The 18,476-nt window shown below is 57.1% G+C and carries 12 protein-coding genes; 6 read left to right on the plus strand and 6 right to left on the minus strand.

The features are described 5' to 3' along the window. Positions 1-350 precede the first annotated feature (350 nt). Entirely contained in the window at positions 351-2,315 is a 1,965-nt protein-coding gene (locus tag IE102_RS00950) for a rhamnogalacturonan lyase (RefSeq protein WP_308429893.1), read from the plus strand. A 106-nt stretch (positions 2,316-2,421) separates the two neighbouring features. On the opposite strand, the gene IE102_RS00955 is transcribed toward IE102_RS00950, so the two are convergent. The 3 genes from IE102_RS00955 to rhaI form a co-directional block, all read right to left on the minus strand. Further along, a complete protein-coding gene (locus IE102_RS00955) occupies positions 2,422-3,750 on the minus strand; it encodes an oligogalacturonate lyase family protein (protein WP_189484509.1) in 1,329 nt (442 codons plus the stop codon). A gap of 80 nt (positions 3,751-3,830) precedes the next feature. After that, the gene (locus IE102_RS00960; RefSeq protein WP_189484510.1) at positions 3,831-4,577 is read right to left on the minus strand and encodes a DUF1961 family protein; all 747 of its coding nucleotides are present in this window, start codon (positions 4,575-4,577) and stop codon (positions 3,831-3,833) included. Between the two features lie 9 nt (positions 4,578-4,586). Then, entirely contained in the window at positions 4,587-5,894 is a 1,308-nt protein-coding gene (gene rhaI / locus IE102_RS00965) for an L-rhamnose catabolism isomerase (RefSeq protein WP_189484511.1), read from the minus strand. A gap of 297 nt (positions 5,895-6,191) precedes the next feature. On the opposite strand from rhaI, the gene IE102_RS00970 reads away from it, so the two are divergent. Beyond that, positions 6,192-7,574 (plus strand): FGGY-family carbohydrate kinase, encoded by a 1,383-nt coding sequence (locus tag IE102_RS00970; protein ID WP_189484512.1) that lies wholly within the window; start codon positions 6,192-6,194, stop codon positions 7,572-7,574. Between the two features lie 147 nt (positions 7,575-7,721). Continuing rightward, positions 7,722-8,543: a DeoR/GlpR family DNA-binding transcription regulator gene (locus IE102_RS00975; protein ID WP_189484513.1), complete on the plus strand. Its 822-nt coding sequence runs from the start codon at positions 7,722-7,724 to the stop codon at positions 8,541-8,543. A 36-nt stretch (positions 8,544-8,579) separates the two neighbouring features. Here IE102_RS00975 and rhaM read toward each other — a convergent pair whose 3' ends face one another. Both rhaM and IE102_RS00985 read right to left on the minus strand, forming a co-directional pair. Next, a complete protein-coding gene (gene rhaM / locus IE102_RS00980; RefSeq protein ID WP_229807505.1) occupies positions 8,580-8,897 on the minus strand; it encodes an L-rhamnose mutarotase in 318 nt (105 codons plus the stop codon). A 3-nt stretch (positions 8,898-8,900) separates the two neighbouring features. Beyond that, positions 8,901-10,121 (minus strand): rhamnogalacturonan acetylesterase, encoded by a 1,221-nt coding sequence (locus tag IE102_RS00985; protein ID WP_229807506.1) that lies wholly within the window; start codon positions 10,119-10,121, stop codon positions 8,901-8,903. Between the two features lie 310 nt (positions 10,122-10,431). On the opposite strand from IE102_RS00985, the gene IE102_RS00990 reads away from it, so the two are divergent. From IE102_RS00990 to IE102_RS01000, 3 genes are all read left to right on the plus strand, one after another. Next, positions 10,432-14,328, plus strand: a complete 3,897-nt coding sequence (locus IE102_RS00990) for a beta-galactosidase (RefSeq protein WP_189484515.1) — start codon at positions 10,432-10,434, stop codon at positions 14,326-14,328. A gap of 25 nt (positions 14,329-14,353) precedes the next feature. Beyond that, a complete protein-coding gene (gene bglB / locus IE102_RS00995; protein WP_229807507.1) occupies positions 14,354-15,529 on the plus strand; it encodes a beta-galactosidase BglB in 1,176 nt (391 codons plus the stop codon). A gap of 148 nt (positions 15,530-15,677) precedes the next feature. Then, positions 15,678-17,276 (plus strand): MFS transporter, encoded by a 1,599-nt coding sequence (locus IE102_RS01000; protein WP_189484516.1) that lies wholly within the window; start codon positions 15,678-15,680, stop codon positions 17,274-17,276. A gap of 60 nt (positions 17,277-17,336) precedes the next feature. Here IE102_RS01000 and lldD read toward each other — a convergent pair whose 3' ends face one another. Beyond that, entirely contained in the window at positions 17,337-18,473 is a 1,137-nt protein-coding gene (gene lldD, locus IE102_RS01005; RefSeq protein WP_189484517.1) for an FMN-dependent L-lactate dehydrogenase LldD, read from the minus strand. Positions 18,474-18,476 lie beyond the last annotated feature (3 nt).

Raw genomic sequence — 18,476 nt, forward strand, 5'->3', positions numbered from 1 at the left:
TTGCGCAGCATGACTCTTGGTGTTCATTTCAAGCGTTTTGTCGGCCACGCTTCCAGGTGATTATGACGTGCTTTGCCGTCATGATCGCGGAGGCAACCTTCCCGAAATAGCTTCAGGCCGCGTCCCGAAGCTATTGACTGACAACGGTGACAGCCATTCCCTTGGCTCTCACCGTTTTTTTTGCCTTGCGCGCCACGCTATGATTGATATCGCGCACGATCGATCAAATTGCGCTTGTCTCGCTCATTACAAAGGCGTAGCCTCCGCCGATAAAATAAAAGGCACCCCGGTTTAACCGATCCGGCAGGGCCAGCCTTTCACGGGGAAACTGAATTCAAGGATATAATCAGATGCATGATCTGAAACTTTACCTTCGCCGCTCAGGGGCGATTCTGCCGGCACTCGCCGCACTCGCCATGTCAACGGTCGCACTGGCGCAAACGGGCCCGCGCCATATGGAAGCCATCGACCGCGGCGTGGTCGCTGTTCCGGCCACCAATGGCGTGCTGGTTAGCTGGCGCCTGCTGGGCAATGATGCGGATAAGACGACCTTTAATCTCTATCGCGACGGTAAGAAAATCACGCCAAAGCCCATCAGCGCGACGAATTTCGCAGACGCTAAGGGTAGCGCGACATCCATCTATAAAGTCGCAGCAATCACGGGTGGCAAGGCAACCGGCACCTCAGCCGATGCGCGCGTGTGGGCAGAGGGCTACCTCAACATTCCGCTGAACAAGCCCGCTGACGGCACCACGCCGGATGGCCAAACCTATAGCTACAATGCCAATGACGCTTCGGCCGGAGATCTTGATGGTGACGGTCGTTATGAGATCATCCTGAAGTGGGACCCCAGCAATTCCAAGGACAATTCCCAGGGCGGCTATACCGGCAATGTCTTTATCGATGCCTATACGCTTGACGGCAAACAGCTTTGGCGCATCGATCTGGGCCGCAATATCCGCGCCGGCGCCCACTACACCCAGTTTCAGGTGGCCGACTATGATGGTGACGGCAAGGCCGAACTGATCGTCAAAACCGCCGATGGCACCAAAGACGCTCAGGGCAAGGTCATCGGCGATGCGAATGCCAATTGGGTAGAAGGTGATGGCGAGGTCGCTCAGAACGATCGCACCGGCTCCGTCGTCGCACCCGACGGTAAATTGATGGCGCAATTTAAAGGCCGCATCCTTAAGGGGCCGGAATATTTAAGCGTCTTCGAGGGCGCCACCGGGCGTGTGCTCGATACTGTCGATTTTGCCAATACACGCGGCACGACCGGGCCGGACGCCACCCCGGAAGAACAAAAAGCCCGCTGGGGCGACGCCTACGGCAACCGGTCGGAGCGCTATCTGGCCGGTACAGCCTGGCTGGACGGTGTGCATCCGTCAGTGGTTATGGCGCGGGGCTATTACGCCCGCACAACCCTGTCGGCCTATGATTTCCGCGATGGTAAGCTGACCAAGCGCTGGTACTTTGATTCCGAAGCTGATGGCGCGCCGGACGGCTATTCGCATCAGGGCAACCACCAGTTCTCGGTCGCTGACGTCGATGGCGACGGTAAGGATGAAGTCATCTATGGCTCCATGACGTTGGATGATGACGGCAAGCCCCTGTGGAGCGCCAAACTCGGTCACGGCGACGCCATGCATGTCTCCGATCTTGATCCATCCCGCCCAGGTTTTGAGAAATTTGGCGTGCATGAAAGCATGCGCGACAGCGGCAACCGCGGCTCAGCCATGCTGGATGCCAAAACGGGTGAAATGCTGTGGTCGACTCCGGCCGACAAGGATACCGGGCGCGGCGTCTCCGCAGATATTGACCCGCGCCATCTGGGGGCAGAATCATGGGCCTCTAACTCGTCCAACCTCTATAATGCCAAGGGCGAGATAATCTCGGACAAGCGCCCGCGTTCGATGAACTTTGCGATCTGGTGGGACGGCGATCTGACCCGCGAACTGCTGGATGGCAATAAGATATTTAAATGGGACTGGAAGACGGGCGATTCACCCGTCATTTTTGAGATGACGGACACCACCTCCAACAATGGCACCAAGTCCAATCCGGCGCTGCAGGCCGACATACTCGGTGACTGGCGTGAAGAGGTCATTATGCGCACCACCGACAATACAGCCTTACGCATCTATTCGACCAATATTCCAACGACCTACAGCTTTACCACCCTGATGCACGATCCGGTTTACCGGGCGGGCATCGCCTGGCAGAACACGGCCTATAACCAGCCGCCGCATGTCAGCTACTATCTGGGTGAAGGTATGAAAACCCCGCCCAAAGCCAATATTAAAATCGGCAAATAGGTAAAAAGCGCCACCCAAAAAGTGGCACCCGGTTTTTGGAAAAATTGCGCGTCTAACAAATAACCCCCGGAGTTCGCTCCGGGGGTTTTAATTTGTCCAAACCGTCTTAAACCTTGGCGACCTCGACCGCATAGGTATGGATCGGGCCGTGCATACTGGAGCGGAACAGCAACCACTTGCCATCTGGCGTGAATTGCAGGTTCGGCTCAACCCGGTAATCGTGCTTAGCCATGTTGAGGATTTTGGTCGATTTCAGCTTACCCGGCCGCACCAGATCCGCCGCGTTCGGCGCGGAAACCCCTAAGTCCTCAATGATCTCCGGCTCGAACAGATAAAGCCATTTGCCGTCCTTGGCCTTAGCGACCATTTCCTCATCGCCGCCGTCACCGGCGAACAGCTTGCCGTCGCGTGATATCTGGAAATGCACCGACCATTCATTGCGCTCCATATGGTACCAGATGCGCTTGCCGGTCTTAAGATTATAGGACGCCAGCCAGAAATCCTCACCGCGCGGGGTTTGCAGGTCATACAGAATCTGCTCGCCATCAAAAGAGAAAAACTCATGACCGGCGATTTCCATATTCATGGTGCGCTTATGGATATCACGCTTATCGCTACCGTCAGCGCGGATCGTCCAGATGCGGTCGACCATGTGCCAGGGGCCTTCGTGGCAGTACATGATCTGCTGAGGGTCGGTCGGGGAAAACTGAATGTGGTTGAGCCAGTCAGTCGACGCCGTCACCACCTTGCGCTCACCGGTTTTGATATCGAGGGTGAAGATTTCCATCGGAATGTTTTGCGCCAGCCGGTCGGCCATGCGCACTTCCTTGGCCGCCGCAAACGACAGAGGCTTGCCGTCCGGGCCAATGGCATTATAGCCACCATCGGTGCCTGCAATCTTCGGCCCCGGCTGAAGTTCATAGTGACGCTCAGCCCACACCCCCAGCAACAACGTATCGTCAGCATTGACCGACCCGATCCAGCCGCCGACGTTTTTGGCAATCACGGTCGCCTTACCCGTATTGATATCGACGGCATAGTAATCAAGGCCGAGAGCACCCTTGCCTTGACCCTGTAGCTTGGCCTGACGGACATAGACGATCGGTTTGGTGCGCGACACCATGATCACTTCGAACAGGTGGGCGTTTTTGGCCTTGGTAAGGGCAGAGACTTTCCAGGTGCCAATCTCGGCCTTCATGACACCGTTCGGGCCGTTGAAGACCATCCACTTGCCGTCGCCGGTAAAGGCGTTGTCGTGGAAATAGAGGAACTTGGAATTATCCTCAGTCGAGACGCGGCGCACCCGGTGGCCGGTGTCGGCATCGACCCATTCGACGGGAATATCTTTGGTTGGCGTTGGCGTTTGCGCCTGTGCGGGCATAGCCGACAGTGCCGCCAAAGCGGCAGCGCCCGTCAAAAAAGTGCGTTTTTGCATGAATAATCCCTGCTGAGTGTTATTAGGCTTTCAGTCTTTTGCCGGAACACTAGCGCGAATTTCACAACAATCAATCATAATCACGCAATTTTGCGCACCGTCAGATCCGCGTAATCGGCAATCAAAGGCGCCATCTGCCGGAACCCAATCGACCCTGATGTCGGACTGCCGGGCGTTACATCCCAGTGCACGACTGGCAAGTCATTGATCAGGAAATCAACCGCCTTATGGGTCTTGCGAATTTTAACATCATAGGGCGGGGTGGCGTCTTCGACATCCGGCAGAGGGTCAGCCCCTTGTGCCAGCAACTGAAAGCCCGGCGCGCGGCGCAAATTGGCCAGATGAAAGGCCCGCTCCTCCGCCCACCTGCGGCGGAAATAGGCGATTTGCAGAGCATCGACATCGCTCTGGGTATATTGATCATAGATACCGGCGCGGGGCTTGAGCCCTTTATCGAGTACATGCACCCGCTCGCCATTCAATATCCCGCCCGCCGAAAAAAACAGGATGCACAGACCGGGCTCGGCCACCGGCCAGAATTTCCAGCTTATCTCGACATTGTCCGGGAATGTTTCCGGGCACCAGAACACAAAGTTTGATGCTTGACCTTCGGACGGATCGCGCGCGTTCTGCAAGGTCATGCGGCCGCGCTCAAAACTGATTTTGGCCTCACCTTCCAGTTTAAACGCCGCGATGTCTTCCGGTTTGGCAAAGGGGTTGTGGTAGATGATGTCGCCCACCTTGGCCGTTTGCGCCGCCACGGTTGTGGCTGTCCCGACCAAACCCAAAGCGCTTAAACCGCCTGCCAATTGCCGCCGCGAAATCATAGCTTACTCCTAAACAATACCGCCGCCGGTCGCGCCCTGAGTGATACGAATGGCAGCTTTTTGTGCGCGATAACCAGACGCCCGATAAACCCCAACCGGATCAATCGCAGCCCCCACCCTCAAGCGCGCGATTTTCAGGATCGGCCGCACATCGGTGTCATAGGCCTCTTTCAGGGTGGCATGAGCCATCAGCGGATCATTGCCGTCCTGATAGCCGCGCAGTGTCACACGATCAATCAGCAGAGCCCTGGTTAAAGCCTGCTCGATCGACCCGACCGACATCATCAGGCTTTCGATCGGGTCGGTAATATTGTGCGACTGATCCAGCATATAGGCCGGATCAAACCCGTGAGGATCGCGGCTTTTAGCTTCCACCAGCTCGTTGAACACCAGAAACAACTGGAACGGATTAACCGACCCGGCATCCAGATCATCATCGCCATATTTGGAATCGTTGAAATGAAACCCGCCCAGCTTGCCAAACTGCGACAGGCGCGCCACGATCATTTCGATATTCACGTTCGGCGCATGATGGCCCAGATCGACCAGACACTGCGCCTTGGGCCCCAGTTTTTGTGCGCACAAAATCGACGTGCCCCAGTCCTGAATCACCGTCGAATAAAAAGCCGGCTCATAGAGCTTATGCTCCATGAACACGCGCCAGTCGTCGGGCAAACCGGCATAGACTACCGCCATACTGTCGAGATAGCGCTCAAGGGCACGGGTAAAATCGCTCTGGCCCGCAAAGTTGGAGCCATCGCCCAGCCAGACGGTCAGGGCCTTGGCGTCCAGCTTTTGGCCGATCTCGATACATTCCAGATTATGGTCAATCGCCTGCTGGCGCGTGGCCGCATCGGCATGGGTCAGGGAGCCGAACTTATAGGACAGTCCCTGCCCCGCCTGATCCTGAAAGGTGTTGGAATTGACCGCATCAAATCCCAACCCTTGCGCCGCCGCAAAGCCTTTGAGTTCGTCATAATCCTTAACCTTGTCCCACGGAAAATGCAGAGACACCCGCGGCGTGGCCTGCGTCAGTTGCTGAATGACGGCGCAGTCTTCGATCTTTTCAAACAGGGTATTCGGCCCGCCCGCAATCGGATAACGGCCAAAGCGCGTACCGCCGGTGCCTAGGCCCCAGCTTGGTACCGCTACGCTAAACGCCATGACCTCGGCCAGAACCGCCTCGACATCAATCCCCCGGCGCGCAAGCTGCTCACCCAGATGCGCATAGTCGCGGACGGCCTCAGCCTCCAGACGGGCATTGCTGGTGTCTATCTGATCCGGGGTAATGGCAGGTGTTGCCACCGTGTTCCTCATGACCTGGCCTCATCTTTTGGTCCCGCTTCACATACGGGTGCGCATTTTTACACGCGTCTTATGGCGGCAACCGGTCGGTTTGTCAGTCTTTTTTCATATCTATGGTATTTATATAACATGAGGCGGCTTAGTGACACCTCACTGTCATAAACACGCAGCGTTGATTGCGCCCTTTGCGGTGATGCTATAATCTGAGCCGCTTAAGCCGTCGCAGAACGGTGACACAAAAGATGGTAACGGGAAACGATAAGAGGCCACAGGTTGGGAGACATCCGGCAAAAAGACACGGTTTGCGTCGTGTTGGACATCGGCAAGAGCTTTGCCAAGGTCAGCCTCATCAATCATGAAGGTAAGATCCTTAGTGAGCGCCGGGTGGTGACACCGCGCCTGCACGCGCACCTTTATGCTGCCTATGATGTCGACCGCCTCCATAGCTGGTTTCTGGGGCAGTTGCGCGAACTGTCGGTGCGTTACGACATCGACAGGATCGTGCCGGTCACCCACGGCGCGACCTGCGCCTTCCTGAGCGAAGACGGCCAGTTGCTGCAACCGATTCAGGATTACGAAGCCGCCATCCCGCAGCTTTACCGCGAAGCCTATAATGCCATCCGCCCGCATTTTTCGCACACCCTGTCGCCCAGCCTGCCCAACGGTTTGAACATGGGGTGCCAGATCTATTGGCATGCCCGCAGAGATCCTAAATTTTTCGAGCGGGTGCGCTGGATACTAAGCTATCCGCAATACTGGACCTGGCGCTTAAGCGGAGCGCTGACCACCGAAGTCACGTCCATGGGGTGCCACACTGACCTGTGGGCGCCCTTACAAAAAACCTACTCCTCCATGGCCATCCGTCAGGGCTGGGTTGAGCGTTTCCCGGAGCTTAAAAACGCCTGGGACGAAGCGGGCCCGCTGCGCCCCGACATTGCCGATGCCACCGGCATCAGCCGTGACTGCAAGGTGCTGGTCGGGCTTCACGATACCAATGCGGCGCTGGCTTCGGTCATTGTGCGTCAGCACCGCGACCCGTCATTTGTTCCCCCCGCCATGTTGTCGACCGGTACATGGTTCATTGCGCTGGCGCCCGAAACCTCGGTCAGCGATCTTAAGGCCGAACGCGACTGTCTGGCCAAGGTCGATGTGTTCGGCAATCCGGTCGCCTGTTCCCGCTTTATGGGTGGCCGGGCCTATGATCTGATCACCCACGGCATGACCGCAACTGATGTCGACCCGGCCATCACTCAGGCGGTGATGCGCGACGGCGCTCTGGCCCTGCCCAGTTTCGATGATGCGGGCGGCCCGTATCAGGGGCGGCGCGGCGAAATCCGCGGCCTAAAGGTTGATACCCCAGCCCATCGTGCGGCTCTGGGCCAGCTTTATCTGGCCATGGTCAGCGACACCTGCCTTAACCTGATCCATGCCGATGGCCCGTTGCTGATCGAAGGGGTGGCAGCCCGTCATCCCCATCTGTGCGCCCTGATCGCGTCAGTCAGGAGTACGCCGGTCTATGTCAATGACACCTCAAACGGGGTTACCCTGGGGGCCGGAGCCATTGCCTATTACCATGAGGCGACCCCGCCCGCGCCCAATTACCGGCGCATTGACCCGCTGCTTAAGGACGAGGTTCTGAAGTACCGCTCGGTCTGGTCGCAGGCCCTGCTGGAGACCGGAAAAGCCGCGTAAGTCTCATATTGTGAACAGACATTCGACAAGCGCGAAAAACCTGTTTAATATAAACAATCATCTTTAATCATGATTCCCGTCCGTGTCAGGACACACAGGCTTTGCGTCGCCGTTCGGGACAATAAAAACCAAGGGGACGGACCGTACATGCATTTTCAGGATCGCTGGAAACTGATCATTGATGAGCTTAATCATGACCGGGTCACCTCTGTCGATGAACTGACCGCCAAGCTGGGGGCGTCACCCGCCACCATCCGTCGCGATCTGAACGAACTGCATGAACTGGGGCATTTGCTGCGCGTCCGTGGCGGAGCCATGCGCATTGAAGGCGCCCATATCGGGCTTAAAGTCACCAGCGACGACCGCCGCAACAGCCTGACCGGTCAGGCGCCGTTTTTCGAGAGCGTCATCCACTACGCCCCCGCCAAAAAAGCCATTGCGCGCGCCGCCCTTGACCTGCTCAAGCCCGGCATGTCGATGATTATCGACGGCGGAACGACCACCTATATGCTGGCCTCGATCATGCCGAACGACAGCTATAATGTGCTGACAACCTCGATCCCGATCCTGCAAAGCCTGCTGGATCGCACGCGCATTCGGGTTACCCTGCCCGGCGGGGAACTGTTCCGTGAGCAGCGCATAATCCTCAACCCCTATGAAGACGGTATGCTGCAAAATTTTGCGGCTCAGCGCATGTTTATCGGCGCGCAGGCGATCACGCCCAACGGCCTGATGCAGACCGATACCTTGCTGGTGCAATCTGAACGCCGCCTGATCGAGCGCGCCCAGCAGGTCGTCGTGCTGGCTGACTCGTCAAAGATCAATGCACCCGCGTCATTGTCGGTGTGCCCACTGACCGAGATCGATATTCTGATTACCGATTCCGGCCTCAGCACCCGCGACAAGCTATGGCTTGAAGATGCCGGTATCGATGTCCGCGTCGTCGATATCCTGGCCGAAGATCAATAAGAAAAAACCCCGGTTAAAGCCGGGGTTTTTTATAGCCTATGCCATGTGGAAGACGTGCTTCAAATCCTTAGCGACCGGCGAATTGTCCGGATTGCTGTCCATAATATCGGCCATATAGGCCCACCACTTTTTCATAATCGGCAGACTGGGCAGATCATCCATCGTGTGATTGTCCGTGCGCTTTAAGACCCCAAACAGGGTCAGCGTCTCAGGGTCGAGAAATATCGAATAGTCCGACACGCCCGCCTGATGCAGCAGGTCAGACAGTTCCGGCCAGATTTCATCGTGACGCTTTTGGTACTCGGCTTCAAAGCCGGGCTTAAGCTGCATTTTAAAGCCGTGAATTTGGGTCATAATTTAGTTCCCTGATATCTTAGTGACGACGTCGCGCATGACGGGCCAGTCGGTGGGTTTAAGTTCAAAATTTTTCGGATCAGCCGGTTTGGCCGGATCAAAGGCCACAAAATCGGGCGCAGCCTTGAGGTTCAAGCCACTTGCAGGGTCGGTGATCGTTTGCGCAACATAGTTGGCAATCACAAATGCCCCATAAGCATTGTGGTGCGTGCCGTCCTTGCCACCATTCCCGAACGCCTGCGGGCTGACCTGCGGCCCCAGCGCCTCATAAAGCGTCGCCGTTTTGGCGGTCAGATCGATAAACGGCACATTTAGCTCGGTCGCGACTTTGCGCACGGCATCGTCATAGCCGGCCAGCGTATTGGTGATCTTGCCATCCTTGAACGTGCGGCGCGAGACCGGTGAGATCAGCACGACCTTCATACCATGAGCCTGCGCATCGGCGGCAAAGGCTTTCAACCACGCCGGATAGGACTGCTCAGCGCTGACATAGGTGCGCGGCCATTGTTTCTTCTGGTCATTGTGGCCGAACTGGATCAGCAACACATCGCCCGCCCGCGCTTCACTTAGCAGTTTATCCCAGCGCAGACTTGTGACGAACGACTTCATGGTCTCGCCCGAACGGGCATGGTTGGCGACCGATACGTCGCCTTGCAAAAACCGCGGCAGCATCTGCCCCCATGACGCATAGTCCGTGCCGCCCTGATCAGTGACGGTGGAATCCCCCGCCATAAAGACGCGCCGTGCGGTCACAGGCGCAATCTCAACCGACTGCACGGCGGGCGCTTCACCTGAAAACGCCACAGTCAGCTTGTCATCCCAAGTACGGCTCTCGGTCGCCTCATCACCGCGCAACCCTACGCGCGGGGCCTTAGCCGCGTCCTGCTCAGAAGTCGCCAGCGAGGCATTACGGACATTGACGATAAATTCGACGGTTTTGACCTCGCCTTTTTTCAAGGCCACCGGGGCCATCATCAGGCGGCGGTCTTCGGCCCAGATCGAGGTGCGGCTGGCGGCTTTTTTAGTACCGAGCGTCACCCGCACACGATAATCACCGGGGGCGACCTTAACCGCCAGCGCCTGCTCATTGCCGTCCTTGGTATTGGTGAAGCCATAGCCCTTGGTCTCATCATAGGCCTGCGCCGGGATCAGACTGACCGCACCCACACTACCTTTAACTGCTGGATCGAGGGTGAATCTATAGCTGACAACAGGGGCGCTCACAGACGTCGTGGTACCTTGAGCTAATACCGCGTCAGAGGATATGGCCATAATCCCAGCACTCATCATCAGAGCCGCCCACAGTGCCTTAGTCCCATTTTTTTGATTATTTTTGATCATAATTATGAAATTCCGCCCTTATTCCAGCACTAAGATGCTCGTTTATGATATTTTTTCATTGATATGATCATTAGTCAATGTCATCTTAATGAACGAATGTTGACCGGCCGGACGGGCATGGGCGTTTAAGACCCAGCGGTTTTTACCGTCGCCGGACTTTGGTTGAGGAAACTTAAGTTACAGAGGACTTTAAATGCCCTACCCTAAGTCGCTGCGCAAACGTGCAGCCCTTTCGCGTGTTTCGCAAATCGGCCTGCTGACGGCGCTTATGGGAACGCTGGCCTTTGGGTCATTTGCGCAGGAACTGGGCATCCCACAGGCATCCGATGCCCAAAAAGCTGCGGCTCAGAATGCCGCCCAAAATGCCGTAAAAGACGCACCCGTCTTTATAATGTCGAGCTTCATGGCGACGTCTCAGAACACGCTCAGCCTGTTTACCTCGCCCGACGGCATCACCTTCAATACGCTGGCGTCCGAGGTCTATACCCCTGAAAAACGCCTGCTGCGTGACCCGTCGATCATTCGTCATTCGGACGGCTATTATTACATCGTCTATACGACCGACTGGAACGGCTCTGATTTCGGAATCGCCCGCTCGAAAGACCTGCGCGACTGGCAACTGGTGCGCGAGGTAAAAATCACTCTGCCGGGCACCACCAATACCTGGGCGCCGGAATGGTTCCGCGACAAGAACGGCGCGCTGAAAGTGGTCGTCTCCCTGTCAAAAGGCGGCACCAAAGGCCCGTTCGGGGCCTATGTGATCGAACCCAATTCTGATTTCTCGCAATGGTCCGACCCTAAGCCGATGGCGGGCCTGCAAGGCAATTTTATAGACACCTTTGTGGTCTCGACCGACGGCGGCTACACCGCTTTTGTCAAGAACGAGACGACCAAGTTTATCGAACTGGCGACCTCGAAATCCCTGCTGGGGCCGTGGAAGCTGGAAAAGACCGGCGACTGGGCCGGATGGGGAAGCTGGCGCGAAGGTCAGGCGCTGGTGAAGCTGCCAAATGGTGGTTACCGCATCTATTTCGACGACTACATCACCAAGCACTATTGGTATTCAGACAGCCTTGACGGCTTCAAGACCTGGACGCCGAAAAAAGAAATCGGCGGCGTGTCGGGCGTTGTGCGCCACTTTACCGTCCTGTCCGAAGACCCCAAAGCCTTCACTGAGGCCACCAAGCCCAAAGGTACGCCTCAGAAAATCACCTGGGATAAAAACTCCCTGATGGTCGATGGTGAGCGCATCATGGTCTGGTCCGGCGAAATCCATCCGTTCCGCCTGCCCAACCCGTCCTTGTGGCGCGATGTGATCCAAAAGATGAAGGCGTCAGGCTTTAACGGCGTCGCTTTTTACTTCGACTGGGGCTACCACTCGCCGTCACCGGGCGTCTATGATTTCTCGAACGTGCGTAACGTAGAGCGCGCGCTCGAGATCGCCAAGGAAGAGGGCATGTATGTCATTGCCCGCACCGGCCCCTATGTGAACGCCGAACTGACCGGCGGCGGCTATCCCGGCTGGATGCTGCGCCAACGCGCCGAAGCCCGCACCGATGATCCGCTTTATCTGGCCGCCACCGATGAGTGGATGACCCAGATCAACGCCATTATCGCCCGCCATCAGCTCACTACGGGCGGCGGCACGGTCATCGCCTATCAGCTAGAGAACGAACTCGGCAAGGTCGAGCCGAAGCACGTCCGTCAGATGGAGCATCTGGCGAAAAAGGCGCGCGCCGATGGCATCACCGTGCCGTTCTTCCATAATTCGGCGGGTCGTCTGCCTGACTGGACACCCAAGGATTCGACCGCACCGTGGGCCAATCCGGGGCCAACCGACATCTACGCCTTTGACGGCTATCCCGGCGGCACCTGTAATGTCCATGCCGACGCGTCCGGCCCCAACAAGGCCCCCGACTGGGGCATGTACGGCACAACGGCACCTAAGATCGGTGCCCTGTCGTCGCCCAAGACGCCGGGTTTTGCGGCGGAACTAGGCGGTGGCTGGTTCGATTACTGGGGCTCAAACGGCACCTATGACTGCACGTCGCAGCGTCAGGGCAAGGGCTATCAGCGGGTATTTTATGGCACCAACCTGATCAACGGCATTTCGATCCACAACGTCTATATGACGTTCGGCGGCACGTCGTGGGGCTGGCTGGCCGGGCCGGTGGTCTATACCTCTTACGACTATGGCGCGGCTATTTCCGAAGACCGGGGTTTGCGCGAAAAAGCCTACGCGCTAAAGCAACAGGGCATGTTCGTCCAGGCGACTGAGGCCGTGATGGCCGAGATGGACAAGGGGCCAGTGCTTAAGGTCTCCAACGACAAGATCAAGGTCTATCACAACGTCAATCCGACGCTGAAGACGCATATCCTGTTTGCCGTGCATAATCCGTCGGATGCCATCACCGATGATCGCGGCACGTTTGACGTGACCACCAAGGACGGCACCTATAAGATCCCGGTGCGCGTCAATGGCCAGGACGCCAAGATGCTGCTGGCATCCTATGCGATGGAGCGTCAGCATCTGGTCTATTCCAACTCCGAAATCCAGACTCATTTCCAGAACGGTGAGCAGGACATCGCCCTGCTGCATGGCCGCAACCGTGAGGACGGCGAAACGGTTCTGCGCTATACCTCTGCACCAAAGGTCGAAGTGTTGTCGGGTAAGGTCACCTCGAAATTCGATGCTCGCAAAGGCGATGTTAAGCTTAACTACACTCATGATGGCCTGACGCGTGTGCGCATTTCCGGCGGCGGGCGCGCCCCGCTGCTGCTGCTGATTGCCGATGAGACGACCAGCTTTAACATGTGGCGTCAGGACACCGCACAGGGCACTGTGCTACAACACACGCCTGCCCTTGTGCGCACCGCGAAAATCGAGAATGGTACGCTCAACCTGACCGGCGACACCACGGCTGACAGCGCCTTTGAAATCTGGGGCCCTGCTGTCAGCGCCGCCACCTTCAATGGCGAGGCCCTGACCCTGACGGCGCAACCTGATGGCAGCTATAAGACCTCAAGCGTGCGTGGCCCCGATACGATCACCTTGCCCGATTTGGCCACGCTGGAATGGACTCGCCGTGCCGATAGCCCCGAAGCCAAACCCGGTTTCGACGACTCAACATGGCTCAAGGCCGACACCCGCCCCTCTGCCGCCCAGACCTGGACGACGCCGGAGCGCGGCCAGCCTACGCTTTCCATGAGCGATTACGGCTTCCACCACGGCGATGTCTGGTATCGCGGCCACATCGACATCACCGACACCAAGACCAATCAGCTTGAACTGTTTTACGGTGCCGGTGGCGCGGGCCTGATTCAGGTCTGGATCGACGGCAAATATATCGGTCAGGACGAAATGGACACAGGTCGTCAGTTCCCCGAAACCACCGACAGCCTCAAGCTGTCACTCGGTGATCTGACACCGGGTAAGCACGTCGTCTCGGTCATGGTGCGCAACAATTCGCACAACTGGGATCTGATGGCTGACGATCAGCACCGTGAAGCTCGTGGCCTGATTTCGGCGTCGCTGACCTCCAAAGGTGGCAACCGCTTTGCTGTGCCGATCGAGTGGCGCATTCAGGGCAATAAGGGCGGGGAAAAGATCGCTGATCTGGTGCGCGGCCCGATGAACAATGGCGGCCTTTATGGTGAGCGCGAAGGCTGGTACCTGCCCGGCAAAAAAGCCGATTGGGATAAGGTCAGCCCCACCGCCGCACCGCCAGCGCCCGGCACCTACTGGCTGAGCACGACCTTTAATCTCGATCTGCCCAAGGATCATGACGTGCAACTGGGTCTGGCCTTTGGCGATACCACCAAGCCGCGTTCTGACCGCACCAACCGCGCCCTGATCTTCGTCAACGGCTGGAACATGGGGCAGTTCATCGCCAATATTGGCCCGCAGCGCACCTTTGTTATTCCGCCCGGCATTCTCAACCCCAATGGCGAAAATACCATTAGCTTTGCCGTGACAACCGACGGAAAAGCTGAGAATGCTCTGGAGCCGGTCAAGCTGGTCAATCTGCGTACCGTCCGTGGCGGTGTGCCGCTGGAGATCATGCCCGCCACTCGTAATCTGCAACGCTAACGTCCTTCCCCGTAAAGTTTGTCACATGCCTGTAAATACTAAAAACCAGATCCTTAAGCCGACCGATCCGTTCAACATCCATCCGCTGCTGCAACACCAATCAGCGGCTCTGGATGCTGACCGTGACGATTACCGCCATGCGATCGACCTACTGATCAATAATCTGGTCAATATCGAAGATACTTCGGGTGAGTTCCTGCTGCGCCTGACCGATGGCCGCGTGATCGACACCAAGGCCTGGCACGGCTTTGAGTGGACACAAGGCGTCGGCCTTTACGGCATGTATAAGATCTGGGAGATGACCGGCGATAAACGCGCCTGGGACATCATGATCAACTGGTTTGAGGACCGCTTTGCCGAAGGCTCACCATCGCGCAATATCAATACGGTCGCCCCGTTCATTACGCTGGCCTATTTGTTTGAGCGCACCGGCGACCGCCGTTACCTGCCCTATCTCGATGTCTGGGCTGAGTGGGTCTACAATGAGCTGCCGCGCACCGAAGAAGGCGGTTTCCAGCACATCGTCTATAATTCGGTCAACAATCAGCAACTGTGGGACGACACCCTGATGATGTCGGTTCTGCCGCTGGCCAAGATCGGCCTGCTGCTTAACCGTCCGCACTATGTCGAAGAAGCCAAGCGCCAGTTCATGGTGCACATTAAGTACCTGACCGACCGTAAGACCGGTCTGTGGTTCCACGGCTGGACATTTGAGGGCCGCCATAACTTTGCCAATGCCCTGTGGGGCCGCGGTAATTCATGGGTCACCATCGTGATCCCGGAATTTATTGAACTGCTGAACCTGCCGAAAGATGATGCCTTCCGCATGTTCCTGATCGAGACCCTTGAGGCGCAAGTTAAGGCGCTGGCGCAATATCAAGCGCCGTCGGGCCTATGGCGCACTATCCTCGATGATGAGACATCGTACGAAGAAGCTGCGGCGTCCGCAGGTTTTGCTTACGGTATTCTGAAATCGGTGCGTAAGGGCTATATCTCCAAAGAATATGAGGCCATGGGCATCCGCGGGGCCAAGGCCGTACGCGCCCATATCAATGCTGAGGGTGAACTGACGCAGGTGTCGTTCGGTACGCCTGTGTTCAATTCCATTCAGGAATACAAAGACATCCCACTCACCTCCATGCCGTTCGGGCAGGCCATGGCGCTTCTGACCATGGGCGAGTTTATGTATCGGTTTATCTAGTACTCGCGGAAAAGTTTCTGGCCCCTCATGGGGCCAGAATACGTTTTCAGCGGGACTGGTTTGAAAAAATTTCTTCTGGGCGGCCCTTCAGAAATTTTTGCTTTTTAAAGTGGTGGCGCCTCGTCACATGGCCGCAGGGAGTTTTAATATGGCAGGTGAAATCGCCGCAAAGAAGACGACATGGATCAATCACTGGGGCTGGGGCTCCGGCGATATGCTGGGGGCTGGCGCACAGGCCGTCATCACCGGCTGGTTGTTTTACTTCTTTACCACCTTCTGCGGCCTGAGTGCCGTTGAAGCCGGTTTGATCCTTGGCCTGCCGCGTCTGCTGGAAGCCATCACCTGCCCGCTGATCGGCTATGTGTCTGATAATCTGCGTCACACCTGGATCGGCCGCAAGATCGGTCGGCGTAAGATCTTCCTGATGCTGACGATCCCGCTCCTGCCCAGCTTTGCCCTGATCTTCATGACCGGGCATGACTTCTATTATTACCTGCTGACCTTTATCTTCTTTGAATTCCTTTACACCATGTTCCTGATCCCATGGGAAACTCTGGCGGCGGAAATGACCAAGGATTACAAGGAAAAAGCCAAGTTTGCAGGCGCGCGCATGATTGTGGCCCAGTCCTCGGCCATTCTGGCATCTTACCTGCCGACCCTGATCATCAACAATTTCGGCGGCAAGGATTCGCCCAACACCTTCTTCATCATGGCCGCCATCTTCGGCGTGCTGTTCAGTCTTGTCGTGCTGATCGTGGTGGTAACGACGTGGGAGCGCCCTTACACCGATGAGGAAAAGCTGATCCAGCCGGAGCCTTTTAACGCGTCTAAGGCCTTGATGATTCCGGTCAATATGTTCCGCGATCTATTTTCGACCCTGCGCATCAAGGCGTTTCGTCAGCACCTGTCGGTCTATCTGGGCGGTTACATCTCTCAGGATATCTTCAATACCGCCTTCCCGATCTTTGTGGCGACCGTGCTGATGGGGGCGACCCTGATTATCTCCCAGCTCATGACCGCCATGTATGTCGCGCAACTGATCTCGGTCATGATCGCCATCAATATCGTCATTCGGACCGGCCCCGTCATGGCGTACCGTATCGCTATCGGTTTCTTTTCGGGCGCGTTGCTGCTGTATCTGGCCTTTTACCTCATTACGCCCGCAGGTTTCAGCACCGGTCTGACGGCACTCGGCGGCAATATCTTTGACGCCTTTGGTCAGGGTAATGTCAGCCTGATCTTCTGGCTGTTCGTGCCGATCCTGCTGGCCGGTCTGGGACGCGGGACACTCAACTTCGTGCCGTGGTCGGTCTATAACTACCTGCCCGATATTGATGAAGCCGTCACCGGTCAGCGCCGCGAAGGCATCTTTGCCGGGGTCATGACTCTGGTGCGCAAAGTGGCCCAGTCGGGTGCCATCATTGTCACGGGCTGGATCATCGACAGCGGTGGCTATATCTCCCCACCCAAGCCGGTTGATGGCGCCCCGGCAGTGGTCATCACCCAGACACCGGAAGCCATTCATACGATCGTGGCTCTGCTGGTAATCGGGCCGATTATCATGATGATCTTTGGCCTGATCGTGTCGTGGAAATTCCACCTCAATGGCAAAACCCACGCCGTTCTGGTTCACGAGGTTGAGCGACTGCGCGCCGGGGCGACCGAGCCTGAAACGCCCGAAAGCGGAAAGGTCGTCGAAGACCTGACCGGCTGGAAATACTCCACCCTGTGGGGCCGTGGCCGGTAATAACAGACACGAAAAAGGGCCGGGAAACCGGCCCTTTTTTATTGTGCGCTGTCTTCGGGTTTAAGCTTTGGTGAGCAATTCCGGTGTGATGTCGGCAATCGACTTGGCGCCCGTCAGCACCATAGCCACCCGCATTTCTTTCTCAAACAGATCAAGCAGGTTAGCCACCCCTGCCCCACCGGCGGCTGCCAGCGCATAGATAAATGCCCGGCCCAGCAACACGCCATCGGCCCCAAGGGCAATCATGCGCACGACATCGAGGCCGGTGCGGATGCCGGAATCGGCCAGTATGGTCAGGTCGCCCTTGACGGCGTCCGCTATGGCTGGCAGAGCCCGCGCTGACGACAGGACACCGTCAAGTTGCCGTCCGCCATGATTGGACACTACAATACCGTCCGCGCCGAATTTTACGGCGTCCTTGGCATCTTCGGGGTCGAGGATGCCCTTGATGATCATCGGGCCTTTCCAGAAATCGCGTATCCATTCCAGATCAGACCACGAAATCGACGGATCAAAATTGTTGCCCAGCCAGCCAATATAGTCGGCAAGGCCCGTCGGCTTACCCATATAGGCGGAGATATTTCCCAGATCATGGGGCCGCCCCATCAGCCCGACATCAAAGGCCCATGACGGATGGGTCGCCGCCTGCCACAGACGGCGAATCTCGGCATTGGGGCCGCTCATACCCGAATGGGCGTCGCGGTAGCGCGCGCCGGGCGTCGGCATATCGACCGTGAACACCAGAGTCTCAATGCCCGCGGCTTGTGCGCGCTCCAGCGCATTTTTCATAAAGCCGCGATCCTTCAGCACATAGAGCTGAAACCAGATCGGGGCCGGGCATTGCGATTGCACCTCTTCGATCGGGCAAACGCTGACGGTCGATAACGTAAACGGGATGCCCTTGGCGCAGGCAGCTTTGGCGGCCTGGACCTCACCCCGCCGCGCATACATACCCGTCAAACCCACCGGTGCCAGCGCGATCGGCAGGGACTGTTTCTTGCCAAACAGGGTCGTCTCAAGGCTGAGGTCGGACATGTTTTTCAGCACCCGCTGACGCAGCGCGATATCGGCCAGATCCGACACATTGCGTTTCAGGGTATGCTCGGCATAGGCCCCGCCATCGATATAGTGGAACAAAAACGCAGGCAGCTTGCGCCGAGCGGCTTCACGATAATCGGTCGAGGCGGAGATAATCATAGG

This window comes from Asticcacaulis endophyticus (genome assembly GCF_014652575.1).
Taxonomy (GTDB): domain Bacteria; phylum Pseudomonadota; class Alphaproteobacteria; order Caulobacterales; family Caulobacteraceae; genus Asticcacaulis; species Asticcacaulis endophyticus.